18 protein-coding genes and 1 pseudogene are annotated in these 21186 nt (G+C 59.3%); 7 read left to right on the top strand and 12 right to left on the bottom strand.

What is annotated here, in order from left to right:
* Nucleotides 1-851: 851 nt before the first annotated feature.
* The gene (locus NVB75_RS03795; RefSeq protein WP_258346059.1) at nt 852-1847 is read right to left on the bottom strand and encodes a succinylglutamate desuccinylase/aspartoacylase family protein; all 996 of its coding nucleotides are present in this window, start codon (nt 1845-1847) and stop codon (nt 852-854) included.
* Here NVB75_RS03795 and NVB75_RS03790 point away from each other — a divergent pair.
* Nucleotides 1792-2424, top strand: a pseudogene (locus NVB75_RS03790) (TetR family transcriptional regulator C-terminal domain-containing protein); the annotation flags it as partial. The gene NVB75_RS03795 and the pseudogene NVB75_RS03790 overlap by 56 nt on opposite strands.
* Here NVB75_RS03790 and NVB75_RS03785 read toward each other — a convergent pair.
* The 7 genes from NVB75_RS03785 to NVB75_RS03750 all read right to left on the bottom strand — a co-directional run bounded on the left by NVB75_RS03785 (nt 2380) and on the right by NVB75_RS03750 (nt 9755).
* On the bottom strand, nt 2380-3378 hold the full coding sequence (locus NVB75_RS03785; protein ID WP_258346058.1) for a DMT family transporter: 999 nt from the start codon (nt 3376-3378) through the stop codon (nt 2380-2382). The pseudogene NVB75_RS03790 and the gene NVB75_RS03785 overlap by 45 nt on opposite strands.
* Entirely contained in the window at nt 3375-4073 is a 699-nt protein-coding gene (locus NVB75_RS03780; protein ID WP_063030284.1) for an ABC transporter permease, read from the bottom strand. The genes NVB75_RS03785 and NVB75_RS03780 overlap by 4 nt, the downstream gene beginning before the upstream one ends.
* Before the next feature lie 7 nt (nt 4074-4080).
* Nucleotides 4081-4785: an ABC transporter permease gene (locus NVB75_RS03775; RefSeq protein ID WP_258346057.1), complete on the bottom strand. Its 705-nt coding sequence runs from the start codon at nt 4783-4785 to the stop codon at nt 4081-4083.
* Between the two features lie 165 nt (nt 4786-4950).
* Nucleotides 4951-5787, bottom strand: a complete 837-nt coding sequence (locus tag NVB75_RS03770; RefSeq protein WP_063030288.1) for a transporter substrate-binding domain-containing protein — start codon at nt 5785-5787, stop codon at nt 4951-4953.
* 25 nt (nt 5788-5812) lie between these two features.
* The gene (locus tag NVB75_RS33105) at nt 5813-7807 is read right to left on the bottom strand and encodes an aminotransferase class I/II-fold pyridoxal phosphate-dependent enzyme (protein WP_309149014.1); all 1995 of its coding nucleotides are present in this window, start codon (nt 7805-7807) and stop codon (nt 5813-5815) included.
* 103 nt (nt 7808-7910) lie between these two features.
* Nucleotides 7911-8702: a CDP-diacylglycerol diphosphatase gene (locus NVB75_RS03755; protein ID WP_258346056.1), complete on the bottom strand. Its 792-nt coding sequence runs from the start codon at nt 8700-8702 to the stop codon at nt 7911-7913.
* 69 nt (nt 8703-8771) lie between these two features.
* Entirely contained in the window at nt 8772-9755 is a 984-nt protein-coding gene (locus NVB75_RS03750) for an aldo/keto reductase (protein ID WP_258346055.1), read from the bottom strand.
* Between the two features lie 149 nt (nt 9756-9904).
* Between NVB75_RS03750 and NVB75_RS03745 the strand changes: the two genes are divergently transcribed.
* The 3 genes from NVB75_RS03745 (at nt 9905) to NVB75_RS03735 (ending at nt 15982) form a co-directional block, all read left to right on the top strand.
* Nucleotides 9905-10081 carry a transposase gene (locus NVB75_RS03745; RefSeq protein WP_258346054.1) on the top strand — a complete coding sequence of 59 codons (177 nt, stop codon included), beginning with the start codon at nt 9905-9907 and terminating at the stop codon, nt 10079-10081.
* A gap of 141 nt (nt 10082-10222) precedes the next feature.
* Nucleotides 10223-14527, top strand: coding sequence for a cytochrome P450 (locus tag NVB75_RS03740; protein ID WP_258346053.1), 4305 nt, complete (start codon nt 10223-10225; stop codon nt 14525-14527).
* Nucleotides 14528-14635: 108 nt separating this feature from the next.
* On the top strand, nt 14636-15982 hold the full coding sequence (locus NVB75_RS03735; protein ID WP_258346052.1) for a sodium:proton antiporter: 1347 nt from the start codon (nt 14636-14638) through the stop codon (nt 15980-15982).
* Between the two features lie 3 nt (nt 15983-15985).
* On the opposite strand, the gene NVB75_RS03730 is transcribed toward NVB75_RS03735, so the two are convergent.
* From NVB75_RS03730 to NVB75_RS03720, 3 genes are all read right to left on the bottom strand, one after another.
* Nucleotides 15986-16126 carry a hypothetical protein gene (locus NVB75_RS03730; RefSeq protein WP_167410157.1) on the bottom strand — a complete coding sequence of 47 codons (141 nt, stop codon included), beginning with the start codon at nt 16124-16126 and terminating at the stop codon, nt 15986-15988.
* A gap of 11 nt (nt 16127-16137) precedes the next feature.
* A complete protein-coding gene (locus NVB75_RS03725) occupies nt 16138-16350 on the bottom strand; it encodes a hypothetical protein (RefSeq protein WP_076013493.1) in 213 nt (70 codons plus the stop codon).
* Nucleotides 16351-16422: 72 nt separating this feature from the next.
* Entirely contained in the window at nt 16423-16968 is a 546-nt protein-coding gene (locus tag NVB75_RS03720) for a hypothetical protein (RefSeq protein WP_063030302.1), read from the bottom strand.
* Nucleotides 16969-17368: 400 nt separating this feature from the next.
* Here NVB75_RS03720 and NVB75_RS03715 point away from each other — a divergent pair, with 400 nt between their 5' ends.
* The 3 genes from NVB75_RS03715 to NVB75_RS03705 all read left to right on the top strand — a co-directional run bounded on the left by NVB75_RS03715 (nt 17369) and on the right by NVB75_RS03705 (nt 20369).
* Nucleotides 17369-18778, top strand: coding sequence for a circularly permuted type 2 ATP-grasp protein (locus NVB75_RS03715; protein ID WP_076013495.1), 1410 nt, complete (start codon nt 17369-17371; stop codon nt 18776-18778).
* A 2-nt stretch (nt 18779-18780) separates the two neighbouring features.
* Complete coding sequence (locus NVB75_RS03710; protein WP_012724311.1) at nt 18781-19731, top strand: alpha-E domain-containing protein; 951 nt, start codon at nt 18781-18783, stop codon at nt 19729-19731.
* Between the two features lie 212 nt (nt 19732-19943).
* A complete protein-coding gene (locus tag NVB75_RS03705; RefSeq protein ID WP_258346047.1) occupies nt 19944-20369 on the top strand; it encodes a nuclear transport factor 2 family protein in 426 nt (141 codons plus the stop codon).
* Nucleotides 20370-20459: 90 nt separating this feature from the next.
* On the opposite strand, the gene msrA is transcribed toward NVB75_RS03705, so the two are convergent.
* Nucleotides 20460-21155: a peptide-methionine (S)-S-oxide reductase MsrA gene (gene msrA / locus NVB75_RS03700; RefSeq protein ID WP_258346045.1), complete on the bottom strand. Its 696-nt coding sequence runs from the start codon at nt 21153-21155 to the stop codon at nt 20460-20462.
* Nucleotides 21156-21186: the final 31 nt, after the last annotated feature.

Raw genomic sequence — 21186 nt, 5'->3', positions numbered from 1 at the left:
TGGTTCTAGATTGAACATTGGCGGGGTTTTTGGGGTATATCCGTTATTTAGGTAACGGCCGCTTATGGTTCCGCTCTTACAGCGGCTCACTTTGGAAAAGCCCCAAAGTAAGCAAAGGGCTCTGCCCCGCCTGTCGGCACCTCGCCTAGGCTCGGTGTTCCCTCACTCCGGCATTGCTCCGCGGGCCGCCGCGACGGGCCATCCATGGCCCGGCGCGGCTAAACCGGCGTCCTGCCGGTTTACCCGCTCCGCAATACCTGCGTTCGGCCTCGGGCTTATTGGGGCAGTCAGATCAAGATCAAAAGCAACAGCACAGCGGCCTCCCGGCCGGCTTGAGTGTTAAAAGCAAAAGCAAAAACCAGAGCGAAAACAAAGCTGCTTTTCTGTGGGAGCGGGCTTGCTCGCGAAAAACCTGAGAGCGCCGCGTTCATCCAGAATGCTCGCGTCATCGTTAACGACCTTCGCGAGCAAGCCCGCTCCCACATTTTTTGGACCGTGCCCGCTTTAGCTTTTGATTTTGCTCTTCAACACTCAAGCCGGCCGGGAGGCCGCTGTGCTCTTGCTGTTGATCTTGATCTTGATCTTAGGCGCCCCGTTAAACCACGCTGGCCGAACGCAGGCTTTGGAGCGTGGGTAACCTGGCAGGACGCCAGGTTAGCCGTCCTGGGCCAGGGATGGCCCATGACGGCGGCCCACGGTCCAAAGCCGGAGTGAGGGCACACCGAGCCTAGGCGAGGTGCCGAGTGGTGGGGCAAGAGCGTTTTGCTTACTTTTGCGCTCTTCAAAAGTGAGCCGCTGTAAGAGCGGAACCATAAGCCGCCGTTACCCAAATAACGGATATGTACTCCCGCCTAAGGATCCAACACCCCCCCGCTGTACCCCTCAGACAACCGCGTCCCGGTAAACTTGGCCACCACCGACCCCTGTGCCACCAACCGCTCCCGATGCCCCGTCACCATCCGCCCGGTCTGCGCCGCATGCAGCACCACTTCAGACGCCGAATCCCCAGGCCGCCGAATAATCCGCGCAAACCGCTCACCCTCTTCCACCTGCTCACCCAACCCTTTTTCAAACACCAACACCCCGGCACACGGCGCCAGAATGGTCTCCATACACCCCATATCCACCACCTGCCCCCGCCACTCGGCAATCACCGGCGCCTCATCAATCACCCCACTGGCACAAAGCCAAGCCCAGATCCCGTCACCATCCCGCCCGGCCAAGGCATCACTCACATCCGCCTGCCCACGCAATTCAATCGTCGCCGCCAACCGCGGCTTCCCGTGATCAATGATCGTCTCTTCAAACGACCCATCACCGCCCTCATCCCAGACAATCACCACATCCACCTGCAACGCCGCCGCCAATACCTGGCCCTCCGGCCAAAAGCTGCGATGGATATACAGATAAGGCAGCGCCTCATCATCGGTGTGCAGATCCAGCACCAACTCCGCATCAGCCGCCAACTGCACCAGACTTTTCTGCCATTGCGCCAGGTTGCTCGCCGGCCGCTCCATGGCCAACGAATGATCAAACGCCCGGTTAAAATTCTGCCCGGTGGCCTCATGAAACCGCCCCAACAACCGCCCCTGGCGAAACTGCCCAATGCCAAACGGATTAGCCTGAGGCACCACCGTCACCGAGCCCTTGAGCTGCCCCCGGTCCTGACACGCCTGCAAACGCGGCAGCAGTTGATGCAACACCAGCATCCCGGCGATTTCATCGGCATGCACCCCCGCTTGCAGGTGCACCCGAGGCCCGCTGCCGTCACCCTCGAAGCGCCAGGCGCCGATGTGCAGGGTGTTCCCGGAATCGCCGGGGACTTGCCACGAAAGGTCTTTTGCCATGCCGTTGCCCTCCTCTTGTTGGTTCTGCAGGTATATATTGAACACACGTTCAACCATCTGGGATGTGCCTGTGACCGAAGACCGTCGCGACCTGCTGATTGCTGCCACCCTCACCAGCCTCGCCCGGGACGGGCATGCCGGCATTTCCGTACGGCGCATCGCCGCTGAAGCCGGGGTTTCGGTGGGATTGCTCAATCACCATTTCGGCAGCATCGATGCATTGATCGCCGAGACCTATCACAAGCTGGCCAGCGAATTGACCACCGCTCTCTGGCAGGAAGTCGACCAGGCCGTGGGCCCAGCAGCGCGCCTGGATGCATTCCTCGCCGGCTCGTTTTCCTCGCGGGTCATGGACCCGAAACTCTTGGGCGTCTGGGTGGTGTTCTGGAGCCTGATCCGCCACTCCCAGCACGTGAATGACTCCCATGAAAAAAGCTACCGCGCCTACCTTGAACTGATCCGCCAACTGCTTGATGACCTGGCCCAAAGCGAAGGCTTCGTGATCCACGACACGCGCCTGGCCGCCATCGGCTTATCGGCGATGCTCGACGGACTCTGGCTTGAGTGGTGCCTCAACCCCGGCACCTTCAGCCCCGGCAACGGGCTGCACATCTGCCGCTGCTGGATACAGGGGCTGCGTCACGGAGCATTCGGCGCCGACCACGTCTTGTGACACGGGGTGCCGGGCGCTGAGCATGGCCAGGGTGCCGCTGACGGCGATCAGCGCGGCGCCGAAAATCAGCGACACGTCCATCAAGGTGCCCCAGATCAGGCTCGACAACAGGAAGGCCCAGATCAACCCGGTGTATTCAAACGGCGCCAGCAGCGTCGCCGTGGCCCGGCGGAAACTCGCAAACAGCAGGAACTGGCCAATCCCGCCCACCAGCCCGGCGCCGAGCATGCCCAGCCACGCTGGGGTCGGCGACGGTGTGTGGGTCCAGGGCAGCGTCACCGCCATGCAGATCACAAACACCACATTGGTGATCAGCATTTGCTCCAGCACCGAGGTGTTGTCGTCCACCTGTCGCAACTGGATATAGGTAAATGCCCAGCACAGTGCGGCGGCCAATGTCAGGCCGATTGGCAGCGGGTCGACCATGCTGCTGGGGCGACAGGCGATCACCACGCCGACAAAGCCGATGATCAGCGAAATCCACTGGCCCCGACTGGCGCGTTCCTTGAGGATCAGCGCCGCCAGCAGCGTGACCATGATCGGCGCGGAAAAATACAGGGTGGTCATTTCCGCCAGGGTCAGGTCCTTGGCGGCGGTGTAGTACAGCAGCCACGCCAGCAGCGACAACAGGCCGCGGATGATCAGCAGCTTGCGGCTGACCGAGTTCCAGGCGCGTTTGAGCAAACCCAGGCGCCCAGCGATCACGCACGCAGCGACCACCACCAGGCTGCGCCAGAACAGGATGGTGAACACTGAATAGTCGGCCACCAGCCATTTGATCCCGGCGTCCTGCAACGCCAGGAACGCATAGGCCAGCGAGCACAGGGCAATCCCTTGCAACGAGCGATCGGTTTTCATCCGGCAGACCTGCGCAACGGTGTGCCCCGCCGCTCGGCGACGGCATACAGGGCTTCAATCAAAAAGGTCAGGCACAGGTAGACCCCGGCCACCAACAGCAGCGGCTGGTAGATCTGCAACGTCTGGGCGCGCACCACGTTGGCGGCGCCGAGCAGGTCGACCACGGCGATGGTTGAAGCCAGTGCGGTGGACTTGAGCAACATCACCGTCTCCCCCGCCAGGGTCGGCAGCAGCAGGCGCATGGCCCGTGGCAAGCGCACCCGCAAGAGGGCCTGGCGCGGCGTCATGCCAAACGCCGAGGCGGCTTCCATCTCACCCTTGGGCACCGCCAGCAGGCCGCCGCGAATCACTTCACCGACGTACGCGCCCACTGACAACACCAGGGCAAACACGATGTACCAGTAACCATCCCGCAGGAACGGCCAGAGGAAACTCCCGCGAATCATCGGGAACTGGGCAAACAGACTGCCCAGGCCGTAGTAGAAAATGTAGATCTGGATCAGCAACGGCGTGCCCCGCAGCACACTGGTATACCCCAGCGCACAGCGGGCCAGCCACTTGCGCCGGGACAGCCGCGCCAGGGCTACCAGCACCGCCAAGGCGAAGCCGAGCACTGCCGAAATCACCAGCAACGACAGGGTCGTCTGCAAACCTTTGGCGATCAGTCCTGCGTAATAACTTATCCACTCAGGCATATGCGGCTCACTCGACAACCGGCATCCAGCGACGAATACGTCGTTCCAGGCGCCCGGACAGGTAGTTGGAGGCCAATGTCACCAGGTAATACAAGGCGGCGGCCGTGAGGTAAAACAACAGGTAATGCCGGGTCGAGCCCGCCGCCTGTTTGGCGGTGTACAGCAGTTCATTGGTGCCCACCACGCTGATCAGTGCGCTGTCCTTGATCAGGTTGATCCACAGGTTGGACATCCCGGCCAGGGCGTACGGCGCCATGATCGGCAGGGTCACCCGACGGAACAGGCCAACGCCGCTCAAGCCAAAGGCCCGCGCCGCTTCGATCTGGCCGTGGGGGATCGCGAGGATCGCCGCGCGGAAAATCTCCGAGGCGTACGCGCCTTGCACCAGCCCGAGTACCAGGACGGCTACCAGCGGGCCGCTGATGTTGAACTGCGCAAACCCCAGCCACAGCATCAGCGCGTTGAGGCCCATGGAGCCTGCGTAATACAGCAGCAGGATCAGCAGCAACTCGGGCACGGCGCGAAAGACTGTGGTGTAACCGCGCATCAGCAGGGCTATCGGGCGCGGTGCACTGAGCTTGGCGCAGGCCACCACCAGGCCGATCAACAGCCCCACCGCAAACGAACCGGCGGAGATCTGCAGGGTCATCCATAGCCCTTTGAGCAGAGCATTGCCCCAGCCTTGCTCGCTGAAGTTGAGTAGATCGAACATCGCTGCTCCCTATTTCGATGACACGCAGTGAACCTGTGGCGAGGGGGCTTGCTGTGGCGAGGGAGCTTGCTCCCGCTGGACTGCGCAGCAGGCCCATTTTTTGGGGGCGCTTCGCACCCCAGCGGGAGCAAGCTCCCTCGCCACAGGCACTCCCTTTCTACCGGGTTAGTTTGTGTAGGGGCTGTCGCAGACTTTGCTCACATAGGCAGGCGTGTCGGCTCTTTTGCACGGGCTGACCGACACCCCAAACACGCTCTGGGACAGGTCGGCGTAGTCCTTGCTCACCAGCAACTCACCAATGGCCTTGTCCAGGCGGGCCTTGAGTTCGGTGTCTTCCTTGCGCAGGCCGGCCCCCACGCCACGGCCGATGATCGGGTCGTAAGGCACTTCGGCGATTTCCGCCAGTCCCTGGGCTTCAGGGGTCTTGACCATCATGGCGATGGCGACACCGTCGGCCATCATCAGGTCGGTGCGCCCGGCAATCAGGTCGGCGTTGGCCGATTCCTGGGTGTCGTAGTACTTCAGGTCAGCAATGTTCTCGTAGTACTTCTTCAGGTAGTTGGCGCTGACGGTGGAGATCTGCACGCCGATGATCTTGCCCTTCAACCCCGCCGGCGTGACCTCGACGGTGGTGCCCTTGGGGCCGGCAATGCCCAGCAGCGAGTCGTAGTAGGCGCGGCTGAAAGCGATCTGTTTTTCGCGCTCTTCGGTGACCGACATCGAGGAAAAAATCACGTCGATTTTCTTCGCCAGCAACGACGGAATAATCCCGTCCCACGCCACTTCCTTGATCTGACATTCAGCCTTCATCAAGCCGCAGAGCTTGTGGATCAGGTCCACCTCAAAGCCGGACCATTCACCGTTGCCACCCTTCACCGTGAACGGTGGATAGGGTTCCGCCGCTACCGCGAACACAATGGGTTTCTCCGCCGCCAACGCCGTACCTGCCGCCAGCATCAACACAGCACTGCTCAACCACTTTGCCAATCGTTTGGATTTCATGATCTTGCCCCGTCTTTTTTTGGAGTTAGCGAGTTTGATGCGCGTTGACGAACTGCCGGCAACGTTCACTGCGTGGGTCGATAAACACTGAGTCCGGCGAGCCGCTTTCCTCGATCAGACCTTGGTGCAAAAACGCGACTTTGGATGACACGTCCCGGGCGAACGCCATTTCATGGGTCACCAGGATCATGGTGCGGCCCTCTTCCGCCAGGGAGCGAATCACCCGCAGCACTTCGCCCACCAGTTCCGGGTCGAGGGCCGAAGTGGGTTCGTCGAACAGCATGACTTTGGGGCGCATGGCCAAGGCGCGGGCGATGGCCACCCGCTGTTGCTGGCCGCCGGAGAGGAACGCCGGGTATTCGTTGCGCTTGGCGGCCAGGCCAACCCGGTCGAGCAAGGCTTCGGCGCGTTCGATGGCTTCGGCGCGGCTTTCGCGCAGCACCTGGATCGGCGCTTCGATAAGGTTTTCCAGGACCGTGCGATGGGGCCACAGGTTGAAATTCTGGAACACCATGCCAAGTGTCGAGCGAATCCGCACCAGCTGTTTGGCGTCGGCCACCAGCGGTGCGCCGGGGCGACCGTAGTTGAGCTTGATGCTTTCGCCGTCGACGTGAATGCTGCCCTGGTCCGGCACTTCGAGCATGTTGATGCAGCGCAGCAAGGTGCTTTTGCCCGAGCCGCTGGCGCCGATCAGCGAGATCACTTCGCCTTCGTGGGCCGTCAGGGAGATGCCCTTGAGCACTTCGATATTGCCGAAGCGTTTGTGCAGGTCGAGCACCTCGATCATCTTCTTCGCCGCAACCGGCTGCACGCTGATGATTTTCGCCGCAGGTTCTATTCGTGGTTCACGGGACAGCTTGGCAACGAAGCGGCTGATGCGTTCACAGGCTTCCGCCAGCCGGGTTTCACCCAGGGTGAACGACAGCCGCACAAAGCCCTGGGCCGGCTCACCGAAGGCAGCGGCATCCAATACGGAAACCCCCGCTTCGCGAAACAGGCGCCAGGCGAAATCCAGGGAGCTGAGGCCGGTGTCCCGCACATCCACCAGCACGAACATGCCGGCTTGCGGAGCGCGTACGTGGATGCCCGGGCAACCGCTGAGACCCGCCACCACCAGGTCACGGCGGCGACGGTAAGTTTCACGCATGCCCTGGGTGACTTCATCGTGGGCCAGCACAGCAGCCGTCGCGGCTTCCATCACAAACCCCGGCAAGCCGTAGAGCATGCTCAACACCAGGGTTTCAGCGTGGGCCACCATGGCAGGTTCCGCCATGATCCAGCCGATGCGCCAGCCGGTCATGGCGTGGGATTTGGACAGGCTGCCAATCACGATGCAGCGCTCGGCCATGCCCGGCAGTGCGGCAAGGCTGTGGTACTCGCCATCGAACACCAGGCTTTCGTAGACCTCGTCCACCACCACCCACAGTTCATGCTCGATCGCCAGGTCGGCAATCGCTTGCAGCTCCTGGGGGTTGAGCACCACGCCAGTGGGGTTGTTGGGGTTGGAAAAGAAAATCGCCCGGGTTCGGGGCGTGATCGCGGCAGCGAGTAACACCGGATCAAGGCGAAAACCCGAGTCGGCCGAACACGGCACTCGCACCAGCGTCGCGCCGCTGGCCTTGAGCGTGGCTTCATAGGTGACGTACATCGGGTCGAGGACAATCACTTCATCACCGGCCTGTAAAAGGCACAGCGAAGTGACGAACAAGGCGTTCTGTGCACCGGCCACGGTGATGACGTTTTCAGCGTTCAGCGGGCGAGCCAGGGATTGGCTGTAGCGGGCGGCGATGGCGTCGCGCAGTGCCGGGCGGCCGGGGATTTCGGTGTAGTGGGTGTCGCCCTGGCGCAGGGCGTCGACGGCGGCGTCGGTGATGAACGAGGGTGTGGCGAAATCCGGATCGCCCACACTCAGGATGATGATGTCTTCGCCTTTGCTGCTGGCCTGGAAGGCGGCGTGGTGAATGTCCCAGGCGGCTACGCCCTGCCCTGCAATTCGCTCAACAAAAGGTGAAAACCGCATGCCAGTGCCTCTCGTTCAATCAGAAAAAGCGCAAGCCCGCCTGTTACCAGGCAGGGGGTGCAGCCAACATAATTGAAACTGAACACTCGTTCAACGGCAAATTTCAGCGGATGTCGTTAACAGCTAAAACAGGTCGTTGTGGTGGTTTGCCCATCAGGTTGCACTGGTGGTCTTGCAGCTCTTCGGCAGATGCCAGGTTCCATTCCTTGAGCGTCAACCGCGTAGTCAACAGCACGAAGTTGCCGTTCGCACCCGGTGTCAGCAGCAAGCTGTAGCTGGCCATGGCGTCGCCCTGGGCCTGCGCGTACTCATTCAAGATCGCCAGCGGGTCGCGCAGGTCGAAGTCCGCTGCCGACAAGGTGCGGGCGCTATAGGTGTGCCCCAGCAGTTTTACCGGAAGGGTTTGCCATTGCTCATTGAGGGTCGCGGCGCGTTCGTTAAGGGCGTTGAACACGTCGGGCCGCAAACAGGCGATATGGATGTGCAGCTGATTTTGCGAGCGGCCATAACGCGAGTTGATCGCCAGCGACACAAAGCGGTCGGCAATCGGCGTTTGCAGGCCGGCGGAGAGAACATCGTGGTTTTTCCAGGCCTGGGCAAAGTAATGCGGCAGCAGGTTTCGGGTCAGCGCGATGTCTTCGATGCCGGTGACTTTATCGGTGGGAATCAGCAAGTCCTGATACGGGCCGTTGAGGTCCTTGAGCAGTGCATAGCCCTTGTCCGGATCGACCTTCAGGCACGGGCTGGGATTGTGGTGCTGGTTCTGATCAGGCACGCATTGGCGGCTGACGATCTGCCACAGCGCATCGGGATTGCCCCGCCACTTCCAGGCGCCCGCCAATGCCACCACACACAACAAACCACCGACAGTCTTGAATACGGTACCGCGCTTCATGCCAAAAACCTCAACGCCAAAGGGATGTCTTCTGTTGTTTTGCAACCGCAGACATCCCTGTCGCAAAGGTTAACGCTGGGCAGGGGCCATGAATTCCGGCCCTACCGGATCTTTTATCGTGCTGGCGAGAATACGGTCGATATGTTGCAGGTCGTCGGCGCTCAGTTGCCAGCCGAATGCGTCCTCGATGCCTTTCAGTTGCTCCGGGCGACGGGCGCCCCACAGCGCAATCGTCGGGCCCTGGTCCAGCACCCAGCGTAATGCCAGGGCCAGCACTGACTTGCCGTGGCATTCGCGGGCATACACGTCCAATGCCGCCACCGCCGCCAGGTATTGCTCAAAGCGCGGCGCCTTGAATTTCGGGTCGAGCTTGCGCACATCATCACCGGTAAAGCGCGTGGCGGCGTGCATGCTGCCGGTCAGCAGGCCCCGGCACAGCGAACCGTAGGCCAATACCACCAAGGCGTTTTGCTTGGCGTACGGCAGGATGTCGCTGTCGATCGCCCGCTCGAACAGGTTGTAGGGTGGCTGCACCGTGTCCAGGTGGGTGTACTGACGGAAGTCATCCATTTGCGCGGGCGAATAGTTGCTCACACCCACGGCGAGGATCTTGCCCTCACGGCGCAGTTTTTCCAGCTCGCAGGCGGTCTCTTCCTGGGCCACCAGCGGGTCAGGCCAGTGAATCTGGTAGAGGTCGATGTAGTCGGTTTCCAGGCGCAGCAGCGAGTCTTCGACTTCCTTGCGGATGCGCTGGGCCGTGGCGTTGCGGCGCACGGTGCCATCGTCCCATTGCAGCCCGGCCTTGGTGGCGATCACAGCGTTGTGGCGCACACCGTGCAGGGCGCGGCCGATGAGTTCTTCAGACAGCCCAAGGCCGTACACCGGCGCGCTGTCGATAAAGTTGATGCCGCTGTCCAGCGCGTGGCGAATGGTCTTGATCGAGACCTCATTGTCGGCACCGCCCCACATCGAGCCGCCCATGGACCAGGTGCCCAGGGCAATCCGCGAAACGGCCTTGTCGATGCCCGGGATCTTGATGGTTTCGATACTCATGAAAAAAGCCTCCGCCAGAAACAATCAGTAAAAAAACGATTACTCTAGATCATCCGAGGTTGAATCGGGCTCAACGGCGCGTGCAACCCAAACCCCCGATTTTCTTGCCTCGTGCGAACTTACTGATGTTCTCGACGGCCAGGCGCAATATGACTGTCGCTATCCGTTCGGCATCGTCCCCTGCCGGTGGGGTTGTAATGCCGAGCTGCCTGGAGTTTTTTGCGGATGCGGTCGTGGTCGTGTTGGAACAACAGACCGAATTGCAGCCAACACAAATCATGACCGATGCCGGTGCCTACAGCGATCACGCTGACCTACATCGATGACGAGTCCAAGCGCCACGCCACCCTCAGGCATCGAGCTTGACCGTTGGTCACTTTGGTCTTCGAATTGTAAGATCTGACCGATTCGCACTTGCTTGTTGTTCTACTTTGTAATGAGGATATTCACTTGTAAAGGACGCATCAATGGATAAGCGAGATACTCCATTCGACAGCATGACCCTGGTTGCGTGCTTGCAGAAACGTGCCGCAGAGTCGCCGGACGATGAAGTTTTTACTTTCCTTGACAGTAATGGGGATTCCGTCGCTCGACTCAGCTTCCGCCAGCTTCATGATCAAGCATGCGCCATTGCTGCCGCTCTACAGACCCACGGCCCGGAAGGGCAGCGGGTACTTTTGCTGTTCGAGCCGGGCCTTGCTTTCATCACGGCCTTCTATGGTTGCCTTTATGCGGGGGCCGTAGCAGTACCGGTATACCCACCAGATCCTCTACGTTTCGAGCGTACGTTACCGCGCCTTCTGACCATCGTCGCCGACTCGATGGCGGCAGTACTCCTGACCAGCACATCTATCTTGGCGCAAGCCAAGCACTTCGCTCGTTTTGCACCAGATCTCGCTAAGCTGCAATGGCTCGCGGTGGAGGAGATCATTGAATCAGGCCAGGCGAACGTTAGGCCAAGCGCAACGATTGCTGCCACCGATATTGCCCTCATCCAATACACATCAGGCTCAACCTCGGCTCCCAAAGGCGTCGTTGTCAGCCACCAGAACTTGCTGATAAACGCGCGAATGATCCAACGGGTCACCCATATGGATAGAGGTCGAGTGATCGCGCTATGGGTGCCTATGTACCATGATCTTGGATTGATGACCGGGGTCATTCTCCCGGTGGTTATCGGCGCTCGTGCCCTGTTGATGTCGCCCCTCGACTTTCTCAAGCGCCCGGTTCTTTGGTTATCGGTAATTGATCGGTACAAGGCGACCGATACGGCAGGTCCGAACTTTGCCCTAGACTTGTGTGTCCAGAAAATCTCTCATGATGACTATCAGGACTGGGACCTGAGCAGTCTGAAGTTCTGTCTTGTTGGCGCAGAGCCTGTGCGGTATGCCAGCGTAGAACGCTTTTTGCACCGGTTCGAGGCCGTCGGCCTGTCGCGCCAATGCATGTTCGCAGGTTATGGCTTGGCGGAGGCGACGGTCGGCGTCAGTTTCGGGTCGATCGGGGCCATCGCGCAAACAGCGTTCGTCGATGTTGACGAACTTGCAAGAAATCACGTTATGGAACTCGATTCGACACATCCCAAGGCCACGCCGTTGGTGACATGCGGCATGCCGCTGGATGCCGTCACTCTCGCAATCGTCAATCCTGAAACCTGTGAACAGGTCGGGGCCGATGAAGTGGGAGAAGTGTGGGTGATCGGACCGCAGGTGGCGTTGGGTTATTGGCAGCTCGAGGTCGATAATGCACGCACGTTCAAGGCTCGTATTGGCCAAGGAGACCATCGCGATTGGCTGCGCACGGGTGATCTGGGTTTCATTAAAGATCAACAACTCTATATCACAGGAAGAATCAAAGATCTGTTGATCATCAGGGGGAAAAATTATTACCCGCAGGATATCGAAAATATCTTGGAGCTCTGCCATCCACGCGTACGCAAGGGCGCGGTGATTGTTTTCACTATTATGCAAGCCGCAACTGAAAGCCTTGTCGTCGCAGCAGAGGTAGACCTGCGCCTGTTGTCGACACCCGTGCAAAAACAGCGAGCCTTTGACGAAATCACCAACGCCATGGTCAAGGCAGTCAGTAAACATCATGGGTTGCCCTTACACAGCGTGAATTTGCTCAAAATCAGGACGATTGATAAGACCTCCAGCGGCAAACTGGCGCGCCAGAGTTGCAAGCAACGTTTTCTGGAGCGGAGGCTGGAGGTTGAGTTTGTTTGGCAAAAGGCAAAGTGTCCTCCGAATGAGCACGCTTCTTTGCCAGAGATGCAGGGAAAGAAGGTCTCGACGTCTAAGTCTTTCCCGGAACGACGGCACACTCTGATCAACTATATTGAAACTGAACTGGCTTCTCTGGTCAGTGTGGCGCAAGCAGCGGATTCAACCTCTTTACATTTAGACGAACTGGGCCTTGATTCTGTTCAGACGATGGAGTTGATGGGGCGCATTGAGCGACATTTGCAGGTGGAGATTCCCGTCTCGAAAATTTTCGGCGCCCGTTCCGTTGAGGAGATTGCCGATGTGCTACTTCAGCTCGTGGTATCGAATGAAGTGTCACATGATCAGCGACAATCATCTGTGGGCCCGGTGCAATCTTCTGTTCGATTGACGCAAGCATTGACATTGCAAGCATTATCTCTGCCGGCGCCTATTTTCTGTGTCTGTGGGCTGGGAGGTATGCCGCATTACCTCTTGCCGCTTTCTAACGCGCTGGCGCACGCCAGGCCATTAATTTTCTTCCAGGCGGTAGGTGTCGATGGCGCAGAGTCACCGCTTGGCTCTGTTGAAGAAATGGCGCAGCGCTATCTGCAGGAAATGAAGGCCATACAACCCTCCGGTCCCTATGTTCTGGCAGGTCACTCATTCGGGGGGCTTGTGATTTACGAAATGGCTCAACGTCTTACCGAGCAAGGTGAGCAGGTTGAAAATTTATTGCTGTTGGATACTACGCTGATCAAAAACAACGATCTTTATTCTAACCGGGAAGCGAACGCCAGCGATCGAACCATGGCAATGTATGAACTTGCTGGAATGCTCAGAAGGTTCTCTGGTAAAAGTTGCGATGAGGATTGGCCTAAACAAATGATCGCCCTGAATCTCGATGAGCAGGCAAACAAACTCGAAGAGGAACTCGGTGATAGCGGTGCGATCGTTCCTGGGTCTGTTATCGACAATATCATCGAGACCTATCTGGTAAGTTTCTCGGCAATGGAGCGCTATAGGCCATTACCCTATGCCGGCCCCATTACCCTCTTTCGTGCCCAAGACATATTTCCCGAGGACTCGCTGCATCCCTCGCGAAAAATCGGTACTTATTTTGGTGATCCTACATTGGGCTGGCAGCGGCTTTGTCCTGCGTTGCGTGTGAGCGTTGTTCGGGGCGATCACTTCACCATCGCTCTGGCGTCAAACGCTACCGAGTTGGCGAGCGCCATATTGTGCACTTTAAATGAATCGACACGTCTGGAAGTCGACCTGAATCAATTGATCTCGGCGAGGTTTGTCCCGACTAAAAGACGAGCAATTGAAGTGTCGCGTCAGGGTGTAACATTTGATCAATACCACCCGGAGGTATTCAACAACCCTTATCCGATTTTTCGTCAGCTGCGAGAACATGCCCCTATCTATCGTGATACTGCAGGGGTTTGGTGGGTGACGCGATACACAGATGTATCCGCAGGGTTACGTGACAAACGGTTCTCCGTGGAGCCCCTGAACGCAACGCAACCCGGGCAAATCAGTTCTGATAGTGTGAGTCCCATACTGGGCGCTGCATCGCTACGCCAAGATGAGACACTCCCCGTCTCGAAAGTCTATAACAACTTCATGGTATTGGTTGACCCTCCTCGACATCAGCACTTGCGTCAGTTTTTTTCACCACTTTTCGAGCATGCGACAATAAAAAGATGGAGGGCGCATATCGACCGAGAGGTTGATTTGCTGATCGCCAATATGCGCCTTCGTCCTGAACCGGATATTGTCCGGGATTTGGCGCTGCCTCTGCCGATCAGGGTTATTTCGAAGATGCTGGGAACGCCGCAGCAAGATGCGTTCGTGCTCGAGTCGTGGGCAAACGACCTCTTTCAGGGAGGCAATCCAGTTCTAGCGGATGCAATTGAACGAATCAACACGAGCGCCCAGGACTTCATGCAATACATAGCCGATCATCTAGGCAGACGCAGGAGGTCGCCGGCCAGAGATGATTTTTTGAGTTTTCTGCTTGAAAAGTATGAAGGACAACCACTCAGCGACGATGAGTTGGCTGCCAACTTTATCTTGTTGTTCGCGGCAGGATTCGAGACCACTGCATCTGTCATAAGCAACAGTGTGCTTGCACTTATGCGTAATCCCGATCAACTGCAGTTGTTACGTGAGCACCCGGAACTGATGGAAAATGCGGTCGAGGAGTTCATACGTTACGAGGGGGCGTTCAGGCTTACCATTCGCACGGCACTGGAAGATGTTGAAATGGGCGATGGGGTGATCCCGCGTGGCGACCAGGTTTATTTCGTGATGTCGGCAGCCAACAGGGACCCGCAAATGTTTGCCGATCCCGACCGGCTGGATGTGATGCGTGACGCGAAGCGCCATGTCGGATTTGGTCATGGCATTCATTACTGTTTGGGTGCGCCTCTGGCACGGTTCGAAATTCAAAGTGCGATCGCGGCACTGATTCGTTATGACTTTGCACCTGTGTCCGGGGCTATTGAATGGAAGGAAAGCATAATGTTTCGCAGCATGGAGCGGTTGCCTATCGTGTTCCGCTAAAGCATAAGCGCACATGAAACCACCGGTTCGCCGTGGCTGGAATCACATTGAACCTGTGCCTGGCCGTGGTCCTCAAACCGGGATAGACCACGGCCTGGTACACGCTCGATGACTTTTATTTTATGGATGGCCGTACTCGGCGCGGTATTGCTCATCCTCGCCCTCACCTCCTCCTATCTGCGCTGGATGCCCGTCACCACCTCGGCTGTCTGCCTGCTGCTGGGTATCTGCATCGGCCCGCTGGGCATGGACCTGCTGCACCTGGACATCAAGGGTTCTGCCCGTTGGATGGAACACCTGACGGAAGTCGCCGTGCTGTTTTCGCTGTTTGTCAGCGGGCTGAAATTGCGCCTGCCCCTCAAGCACCGAACCTGGCGCATTGCGTTTGGGATGGCCGGGCCCGTGATGCTCTTGACCATCCTCGGCACATGCCTGGTGCTGCATTGGCTGCTGGGGTTGTCGTGGGGCGTTTCGCTGTTGGTGGGGGCGATTCTGGCGCCCACCGACCCAGTGCTCGCGGGCCTGGTCCAGGTGAATAACGCTCAGGACTATGACTCGCTGCGTTTCGGCCTCTCGGGCGAGGCCGGACTGAACGACGGCACGGCCTTCCCGTTCGTGATCTTTGCACTGATCTTCATGCAGCACGGCGGCTTTGACGGTGACTGGCTGGGCGGCTGGGTCCTGAAAAACCTGCTCTGGGCCGTACCTGCCGGGCTGCTGGTAGGGTATTGGATGGGCCGGGGCATCGGTCGTATCACCCTGAAAATGCGCATTACCAATGCCGACAGCACACTGTCACCCAATGATTACCTGACGCTGGCCCTGATCGCCCTGGCCTACGTGGTGGCTGAAGCCATCGGCGGCTACGGCTTTTTGTCGGTATTCGCCGCCGGCCTCGGACTGCGCCAGGCCGAGTTCAAGTCCACCGGCAACTCACAAACTCCCGCCGAGCATCTCGCCCAACCCGTGGTAGGCCACATGGAAGTGGAGCCGGAGCATGCGTTGCATGGCGACGTCGGGCAACTCCAAGACACGCAGATCGCCGCCGGGGTGATGATGGGCGACATGCTCGCCTTTGGCGGCCTGGTGGAGCGTTCGATGGAAGTGTTTCTGGTGACCCTGCTGGGGGTGGTGCTGGTCAGCCATTGGGACTGGCGGGCACTGGCGGTGGGCGCGTTGCTGTTTTGCGTGATCCGGCCCCTCAGCGTGCTGTCGATACCCTGGGGCAGCTTGCTCAATGGCCATCAGCGCGGGCTGGTGGGCTGGTTCGGGATTCGCGGGATCGGCAGCATCTACTACCTGTTCTATGCCATCAATCATGGGCTGGTGGGCACCAGCAGCGCGGTGGCAGTGAACCTGACGCTGTCAGTCATTGCCCTGAGCATCGTCGTTCATGGTCTCAGCACGCAGCCGATGCTGGTGTGGTATGAACGACGTGCCCAGGCACAACAATGACGTCTACTCCTGGTTTTCGATATTGCCGACGTCGGCGGCATCATCCAGGTCGTTAAGCGGTACTTCGGCATCATCCATCAATGAACCCGGGTCTTCGTTGCCCGGGTCATTGAGTTCATCGTCTTCATCTATTTCAACTGACATGACCGTCTCCTCTAACCGCCTTGGGTATCGATATCGGCATCGGTTTCAGGCTTGGGCTCGCGCTCGGGCTTGAAGTCAGGACTGTAGTCGTTTTCCTTGGCCTTTGGGTCGCTGGCAGGCTTCGGGTCTTTCGGCGCGTCGGCCGCGGTGCCTGGCGCCGGTTCGCCACCGTCGATGGCAGGATCGTTACGGTTGCTGGTTTGCGGGTCGTTGTCTGTGCTCATGGCTCACCTCTGTTGGAAAACGCAGACTGCGTAAAGGTAAGGTCCTGTGCGGGTGGGTGAAGTTCCAATTGCTTATGAGCCGGGATTGTCCACCTGGATATAGAACGCATAGGCCCCCAGGATTACCCAGAACACCATGAACAGCCACGGCGCGCGCATCGAGAACAACAGCGACTTGCGATAGCCCTTGTGGGACGACTCCATCTCGGAAAACAGCGGCGACTCATCATAGGCCATGCCCATCACCGGCTCGCTGCGCAGCAGTTCGCTCTGCTTGTAGTGCCAGTGATCAATGATGTCGTAGGCCGCCCGAATACCCGGCCAGGCGTTCAGGGAACTGAGGATGCCCAGCAGCGCGAGGAACACCGGCACCACCAGGGTGAACAGCTTGCCCCATTCCGGGTTGAGGTTGCCCATGCCGGAAACGAAGGCGATCACCAGGAACGACTGCGCCGTAAGGTAGGCGTCGGTACGGTTGGCCAGGATGCTGGTTTCGTACTGGATCTCGCGCCGGTAGAAATCGAGACGGTCCTTGGGCGAACCGAAAATCTTCGCGTTGTGTTCGCTGTGGTCGGTCAGGCTCGATTCCGGGGTGTCGGGTGAAATGATTCTGGGCACATCCGTGCTCCGTGCTGGACTGAGACCCTTTAGAAGAATCAGGCCGGCGCGAAGTTCAAGTTTGTTAATGCGCCAATTTGGAGCACGCCCCGCCCCCTGTAGGAGCGAGCTTGCTCGCGAAAGGCGTCAACGATACCGCTGGCATCCTGACTGAACGGGGTGTTCTCGGTTTTTTCGCGAGCAGGCTCGCTCCTACAGGGGTTTCGGCACAGGCATTGCTTTATCCATTCATCTGCCCGGATACAGGAGCAATCGTTACCTCTCGACCCAGAGCCCACCCCAAAAGAAAGTAAGGACCAGGCCTGCTGGCACCATCAGCCACGGGCTCATAAAAAAATGCGTTTTCTAAAGCGGCAGTGCCACCCATCAGCATTTCCCCGGGCACTGACAAGGTACTGGAATGGCTCGATCTTTCTTTGATGAAATGAATGACGCACAAGGCGTTTGCCGTGCGCACTATCAGGAATTCTCCCGCTGGCTGGCCAATACGCCGCCGGAACTGCTGGCCCAGCGCCGCCGTGAAGCCGACCTGCTGTTTCACCGTGCCGGCATCACCTTCACCCTGTATGGCGACGAGCAAGACACCGAGCGCCTGATCCCTTTCGACATCATCCCCCGCAGCATCCCTGCCAGTGAGTGGAGCGTCATCGAACGCGGCTGTATCCAGCGGGTGAATGCGCTGAACATGTTCCTCGCCGACATCTACCACGACCAGCGCATCATCAAGGCCGGGATCATCCCCGCCGAGCAAGTCCTCGGCAACGAGGGTTACCAGAAGGCCATGGTTGGCCTCGACCTGCACCGCGATATCTACTCGCACATCTCCGGGGTCGACCTTGTACGCGACGGCGACGGCACCTACTACGTGCTTGAAGACAACCTGCGCACCCCCAGCGGCGTGAGCTACATGCTCGAAGACCGCAAGATGATGATGCGCCTGTTCCCCGAGGTGTTCGCCAAACAACGCATCGCCCCGGTGGACCACTACCCCAACCTGCTGCTCAAGACTCTGAAAAGCGCCAGCCGGCTGGACAACCCCAATGTGGTGGTGCTGACGCCGGGCCGCTTTAACAGCGCGTTTTTTGAACATGCGTTCCTGGCCCGGGAAATGGGCGTGGAACTGGTGGAAGGCGCCGACCTGTTCGTGCACGACCTCAAGGTATTCATGCGCACCACCGATGGCCCGAAGGCCGTTGATGTGATCTACCGGCGTATCGACGACGCGTTCCTCGACCCGCAAGCCTTCAACCCCGACTCGATGCTCGGCGTGCCCGGCCTGGTCGCGGCCTACTGCGCGGGCAATGTGGTGCTGGCGAATGCCATCGGCACCGGCGTGGCGGATGACAAGTCGATCTACCCCTATGTGCCGGAAATGATCCGGTTCTACCTGGATGAAGAGCCGATCCTGCAAAACGTGCCGACCTTCCAGTGCCGCAAGCCCGATGAACTGTCCCACGTGCTGGCCCACCTGCCGGAACTGGTGGTCAAGGAAACCCAGGGCTCCGGCGGCTACGGCATGCTGGTGGGCCCTGCTTCCAGCGCAGCCGAAATCGAGGACTTCCGGCAACGCATCAAGGCCCGTCCCCACGCCTACATCGCCCAACCGACCCTGAGCCTGTCCACCTGCCCGACCTTTGTCGAAAACGGCATCGCGCCGCGACATATCGACCTGCGGCCCTTTGTGCTCTCGGGCAAGGAAACCCGCCTGGTGCCCGGTGGCTTGACCCGCGTGGCATTGCGCGAAGGCTCATTGATCGTCAACTCGTCGCAAGGCGGCGGAACCAAGGACACCTGGGTGGTGGAGGGCTGAATATGCTGAGTAGAACCGCCGCAGATCTGTATTGGATGTCCCGTTACCTGGAGCGTGCCGAGAACCTGGCCCGCATGCTCGAAGTCAGTTATTCGCTGTCGTTGATGCCCCAGGCCGGGCGCAGTGACGGGCTCGACGAGCTGGCCATGTCGCTGCTCAGCAGCGGCACCCTGGACAGTTACCTGGAACGCCACAAACAGCTGGATGCCGAGCGCATGTTGCACTTCTTCGCCCTCGACGAAGAAAACCCGGCGAGCATCTACAACTGCCTGCGGGCGGCGCGAGGTAATGCCCACGCGGTACGCGGGCGGATCACCGCCGACATGTGGGAAAACCTCAACGCCACCTGGCTGGAAATGCGCAGCATCGCCGCCGGCGGCCTGGCGCGCCATGGCATCAGCCACTTCTGTGACTGGGTGAAGCAGCGCTCGCACCTGTTCCGTGGGGCGACCTCCGGGACGATCATGCGCAATGACGCATATCGGTTTATCCGGCTCGGCACCTTTGTCGAGCGGGCGGATAACACGTTGCGCCTGCTGGATGCGCGGTACGAGATGTTTGGCGAAGAGTCCGAAGAGGTCAGCGACCTTTCCGCACGCGGGTATTACCAGTGGAGTGCGCTGCTGCGGGCGTTGTCGTCGTTCGAGGCGTATACCGAGCTGTACCCGAATGCGTTGAACGCGCGGTCGGTGTCGGAGTTGCTGCTGTTACGCAGCGATGTACCGCGCTCCCTGCATGCGTGTATTGAAGAGTTGAGCCATATCCTGGCGGACCTGCCGGGGAGCTATGGGCGTACGGCCCAGCGTTTGGCGGCAGAGTTTGAAGCGCGGCTGCGGTATACCGGGATTGATGAGATCCTGGAGGATGGTCTGCACAGCCGGCTGACAGAGTTTATCGACACCGTGCGCGAGTTGGCGCGGGCGATTCATAGCTCCTACCTCGAAGTCGTCTGACGTGATCGTTCCCACGCTCCGCGTGGGAATGCATCCGTTGACGCTCCGCGTCACGCCTTCAAAAGCCGACGCAGAGCGCAGGAACGATCATGACGGCTGTGATGTGCGGCTCAATCATATAACTGTCATTTCGGATCATTGATCCGGCCCTGGTGCCGCTCTTATGTTGGTGGGGTGCAACGCCCCGCCCATCATAAGAACAGGTGCCCACCATGTCCGAACAACTGAACCTATCTCCCCAGGCCGCCCACAGCCTCAAACGCTGGCACGCCATGCTCGATGCCGGCGACCTCAAGGCCCTCCCCGAATTGCTCGCCCCCGACGCAGTCTTCCGCTCGCCCATGGCCCACACGCCCTACCCCGGCGCGCCTGTGGTGTCGATGATCCTCAACACCGTGTTCAAGGTCTTTGAAGACTTCACCTACCACCGTGAGCTGGCCACCGCCGACGGCCAAAGCGTGGTGCTGGAGTTCAGCGCGCGGGTCGGTGGCAAACAGCTCAAGGGCATCGACTTGATACGCTTTAACGAACAAGGGCAGATCATCGAGTTTGAAGTGATGATCCGCCCCTTGAGCGGGCTGCAAGCCCTGGGTGAGGAAATGGGCCGGCGCCTGGCGCCCTACCTGGCCAAAGTGTAGGAGCGAGCTTGCTCGCGAAAAATCCGAAGGCGCCGCTCCCATCCAGACAGCACGCGTTATCGTTAACGACCTTCGCGAGCAAGCTCGCTCCTACTGGTTTTTTACCAGCACCGGTTCTGCGCGGTATTGGTCGGGGAACAGTTTTTTCAGCTGTGCCACCTTGGGCAGGTCGTTGATCACGATGTAGGGATACGACGGGTTTTCCGTCAGGAAGTCCTGATGGTAGGACTCTGCCGGGTAGAAGGCCTTGCCCATTTCGATGGTGGTCACGATTGGCTTGTCGAAAGCCTTGGCGGCGTCGAGTTGGGCGATGTAGGCCTGGGCGACTTTTTGCTGTTCGGCGTTCTGGGCAAAGATCGCCGAGCGGTACTGCGTGCCGCTGTCCGGGCCCTGACGGTTGAGCTCCGTGGGGTTGTGGGCCACCGAGAAGTAGATCTGCAGCAGCTTGCCGTAACTGACCTTGCTGGGGTCGTAGGTCACAGCGACGGATTCGGCATGGCCGGTATCGCCGCCGCTGACGCTGTCGTATTGGGCGGTGCTGGCCGAGCCGCCGTCATAGCCGGAGACCGCATTTTTCACCCCTTGCACGTGCTGGAACACGCCCTGCACACCCCAGAAGCAGCCGCCGGCGAACACCGCGGTTTGCAGGTTGTTGGAGTCTGCGGGCAGATCCATGGCCGGTGGTGCAATCACCACCGCGTCGTCGGACGCGCCGAAAGAGAACGCCGAGCTGTGGCCGACAAAGGCGGCGAACGCCAGGGCTGGTAAGTACTTAAGCAGTTTCATCTCAGTCACTCCGAAACATCAGAATAAACGC

The sequence above is a fragment of the Pseudomonas sp. CBS genome (genome assembly GCF_024734645.1).
GTDB lineage: Bacteria > Pseudomonadota > Gammaproteobacteria > Pseudomonadales > Pseudomonadaceae > Aquipseudomonas.
The sequence above is the reverse complement of the archived record's forward strand: the minus strand, read 5'-3'. Positions and strand labels throughout refer to the sequence as shown.

Coding starts and splice junctions, on each gene's coding strand:
- NVB75_RS03785 (WP_258346058.1), bottom strand. CDS start 3,378: ATGAAAACCGATCGCTCGTTGCAAGGGATTGCCCTGTGCTCGCTGGCC.
- NVB75_RS03735 (WP_258346052.1), top strand. CDS start 14,636: ATGACTTTTATTTTATGGATGGCCGTACTCGGCGCGGTATTGCTCATC.
- NVB75_RS03745 (WP_258346054.1), top strand. CDS start 9,905: ATGACTGTCGCTATCCGTTCGGCATCGTCCCCTGCCGGTGGGGTTGTA.
- NVB75_RS03750 (WP_258346055.1), bottom strand. CDS start 9,755: ATGAGTATCGAAACCATCAAGATCCCGGGCATCGACAAGGCCGTTTCG.
- NVB75_RS03730 (WP_167410157.1), bottom strand. CDS start 16,126: ATGTCAGTTGAAATAGATGAAGACGATGAACTCAATGACCCGGGCAAC.
- NVB75_RS03780 (WP_063030284.1), bottom strand. CDS start 4,073: ATGCCTGAGTGGATAAGTTATTACGCAGGACTGATCGCCAAAGGTTTG.
- NVB75_RS03775 (WP_258346057.1), bottom strand. CDS start 4,785: ATGTTCGATCTACTCAACTTCAGCGAGCAAGGCTGGGGCAATGCTCTG.
- NVB75_RS33105 (WP_309149014.1), bottom strand. CDS start 7,807: ATGCGGTTTTCACCTTTTGTTGAGCGAATTGCAGGGCAGGGCGTAGCC.
- NVB75_RS03725 (WP_076013493.1), bottom strand. CDS start 16,350: ATGAGCACAGACAACGACCCGCAAACCAGCAACCGTAACGATCCTGCC.
- NVB75_RS03740 (WP_258346053.1), top strand. CDS start 10,223: ATGGATAAGCGAGATACTCCATTCGACAGCATGACCCTGGTTGCGTGC.
- msrA (WP_258346045.1), bottom strand. CDS start 21,155: ATGAAACTGCTTAAGTACTTACCAGCCCTGGCGTTCGCCGCCTTTGTC.
- NVB75_RS03755 (WP_258346056.1), bottom strand. CDS start 8,702: ATGAAGCGCGGTACCGTATTCAAGACTGTCGGTGGTTTGTTGTGTGTG.
- NVB75_RS03715 (WP_076013495.1), top strand. CDS start 17,369: ATGGCTCGATCTTTCTTTGATGAAATGAATGACGCACAAGGCGTTTGC.
- NVB75_RS03705 (WP_258346047.1), top strand. CDS start 19,944: ATGTCCGAACAACTGAACCTATCTCCCCAGGCCGCCCACAGCCTCAAA.
- NVB75_RS03710 (WP_012724311.1), top strand. CDS start 18,781: ATGCTGAGTAGAACCGCCGCAGATCTGTATTGGATGTCCCGTTACCTG.
- NVB75_RS03795 (WP_258346059.1), bottom strand. CDS start 1,847: ATGGCAAAAGACCTTTCGTGGCAAGTCCCCGGCGATTCCGGGAACACC.
- NVB75_RS03770 (WP_063030288.1), bottom strand. CDS start 5,787: ATGAAATCCAAACGATTGGCAAAGTGGTTGAGCAGTGCTGTGTTGATG.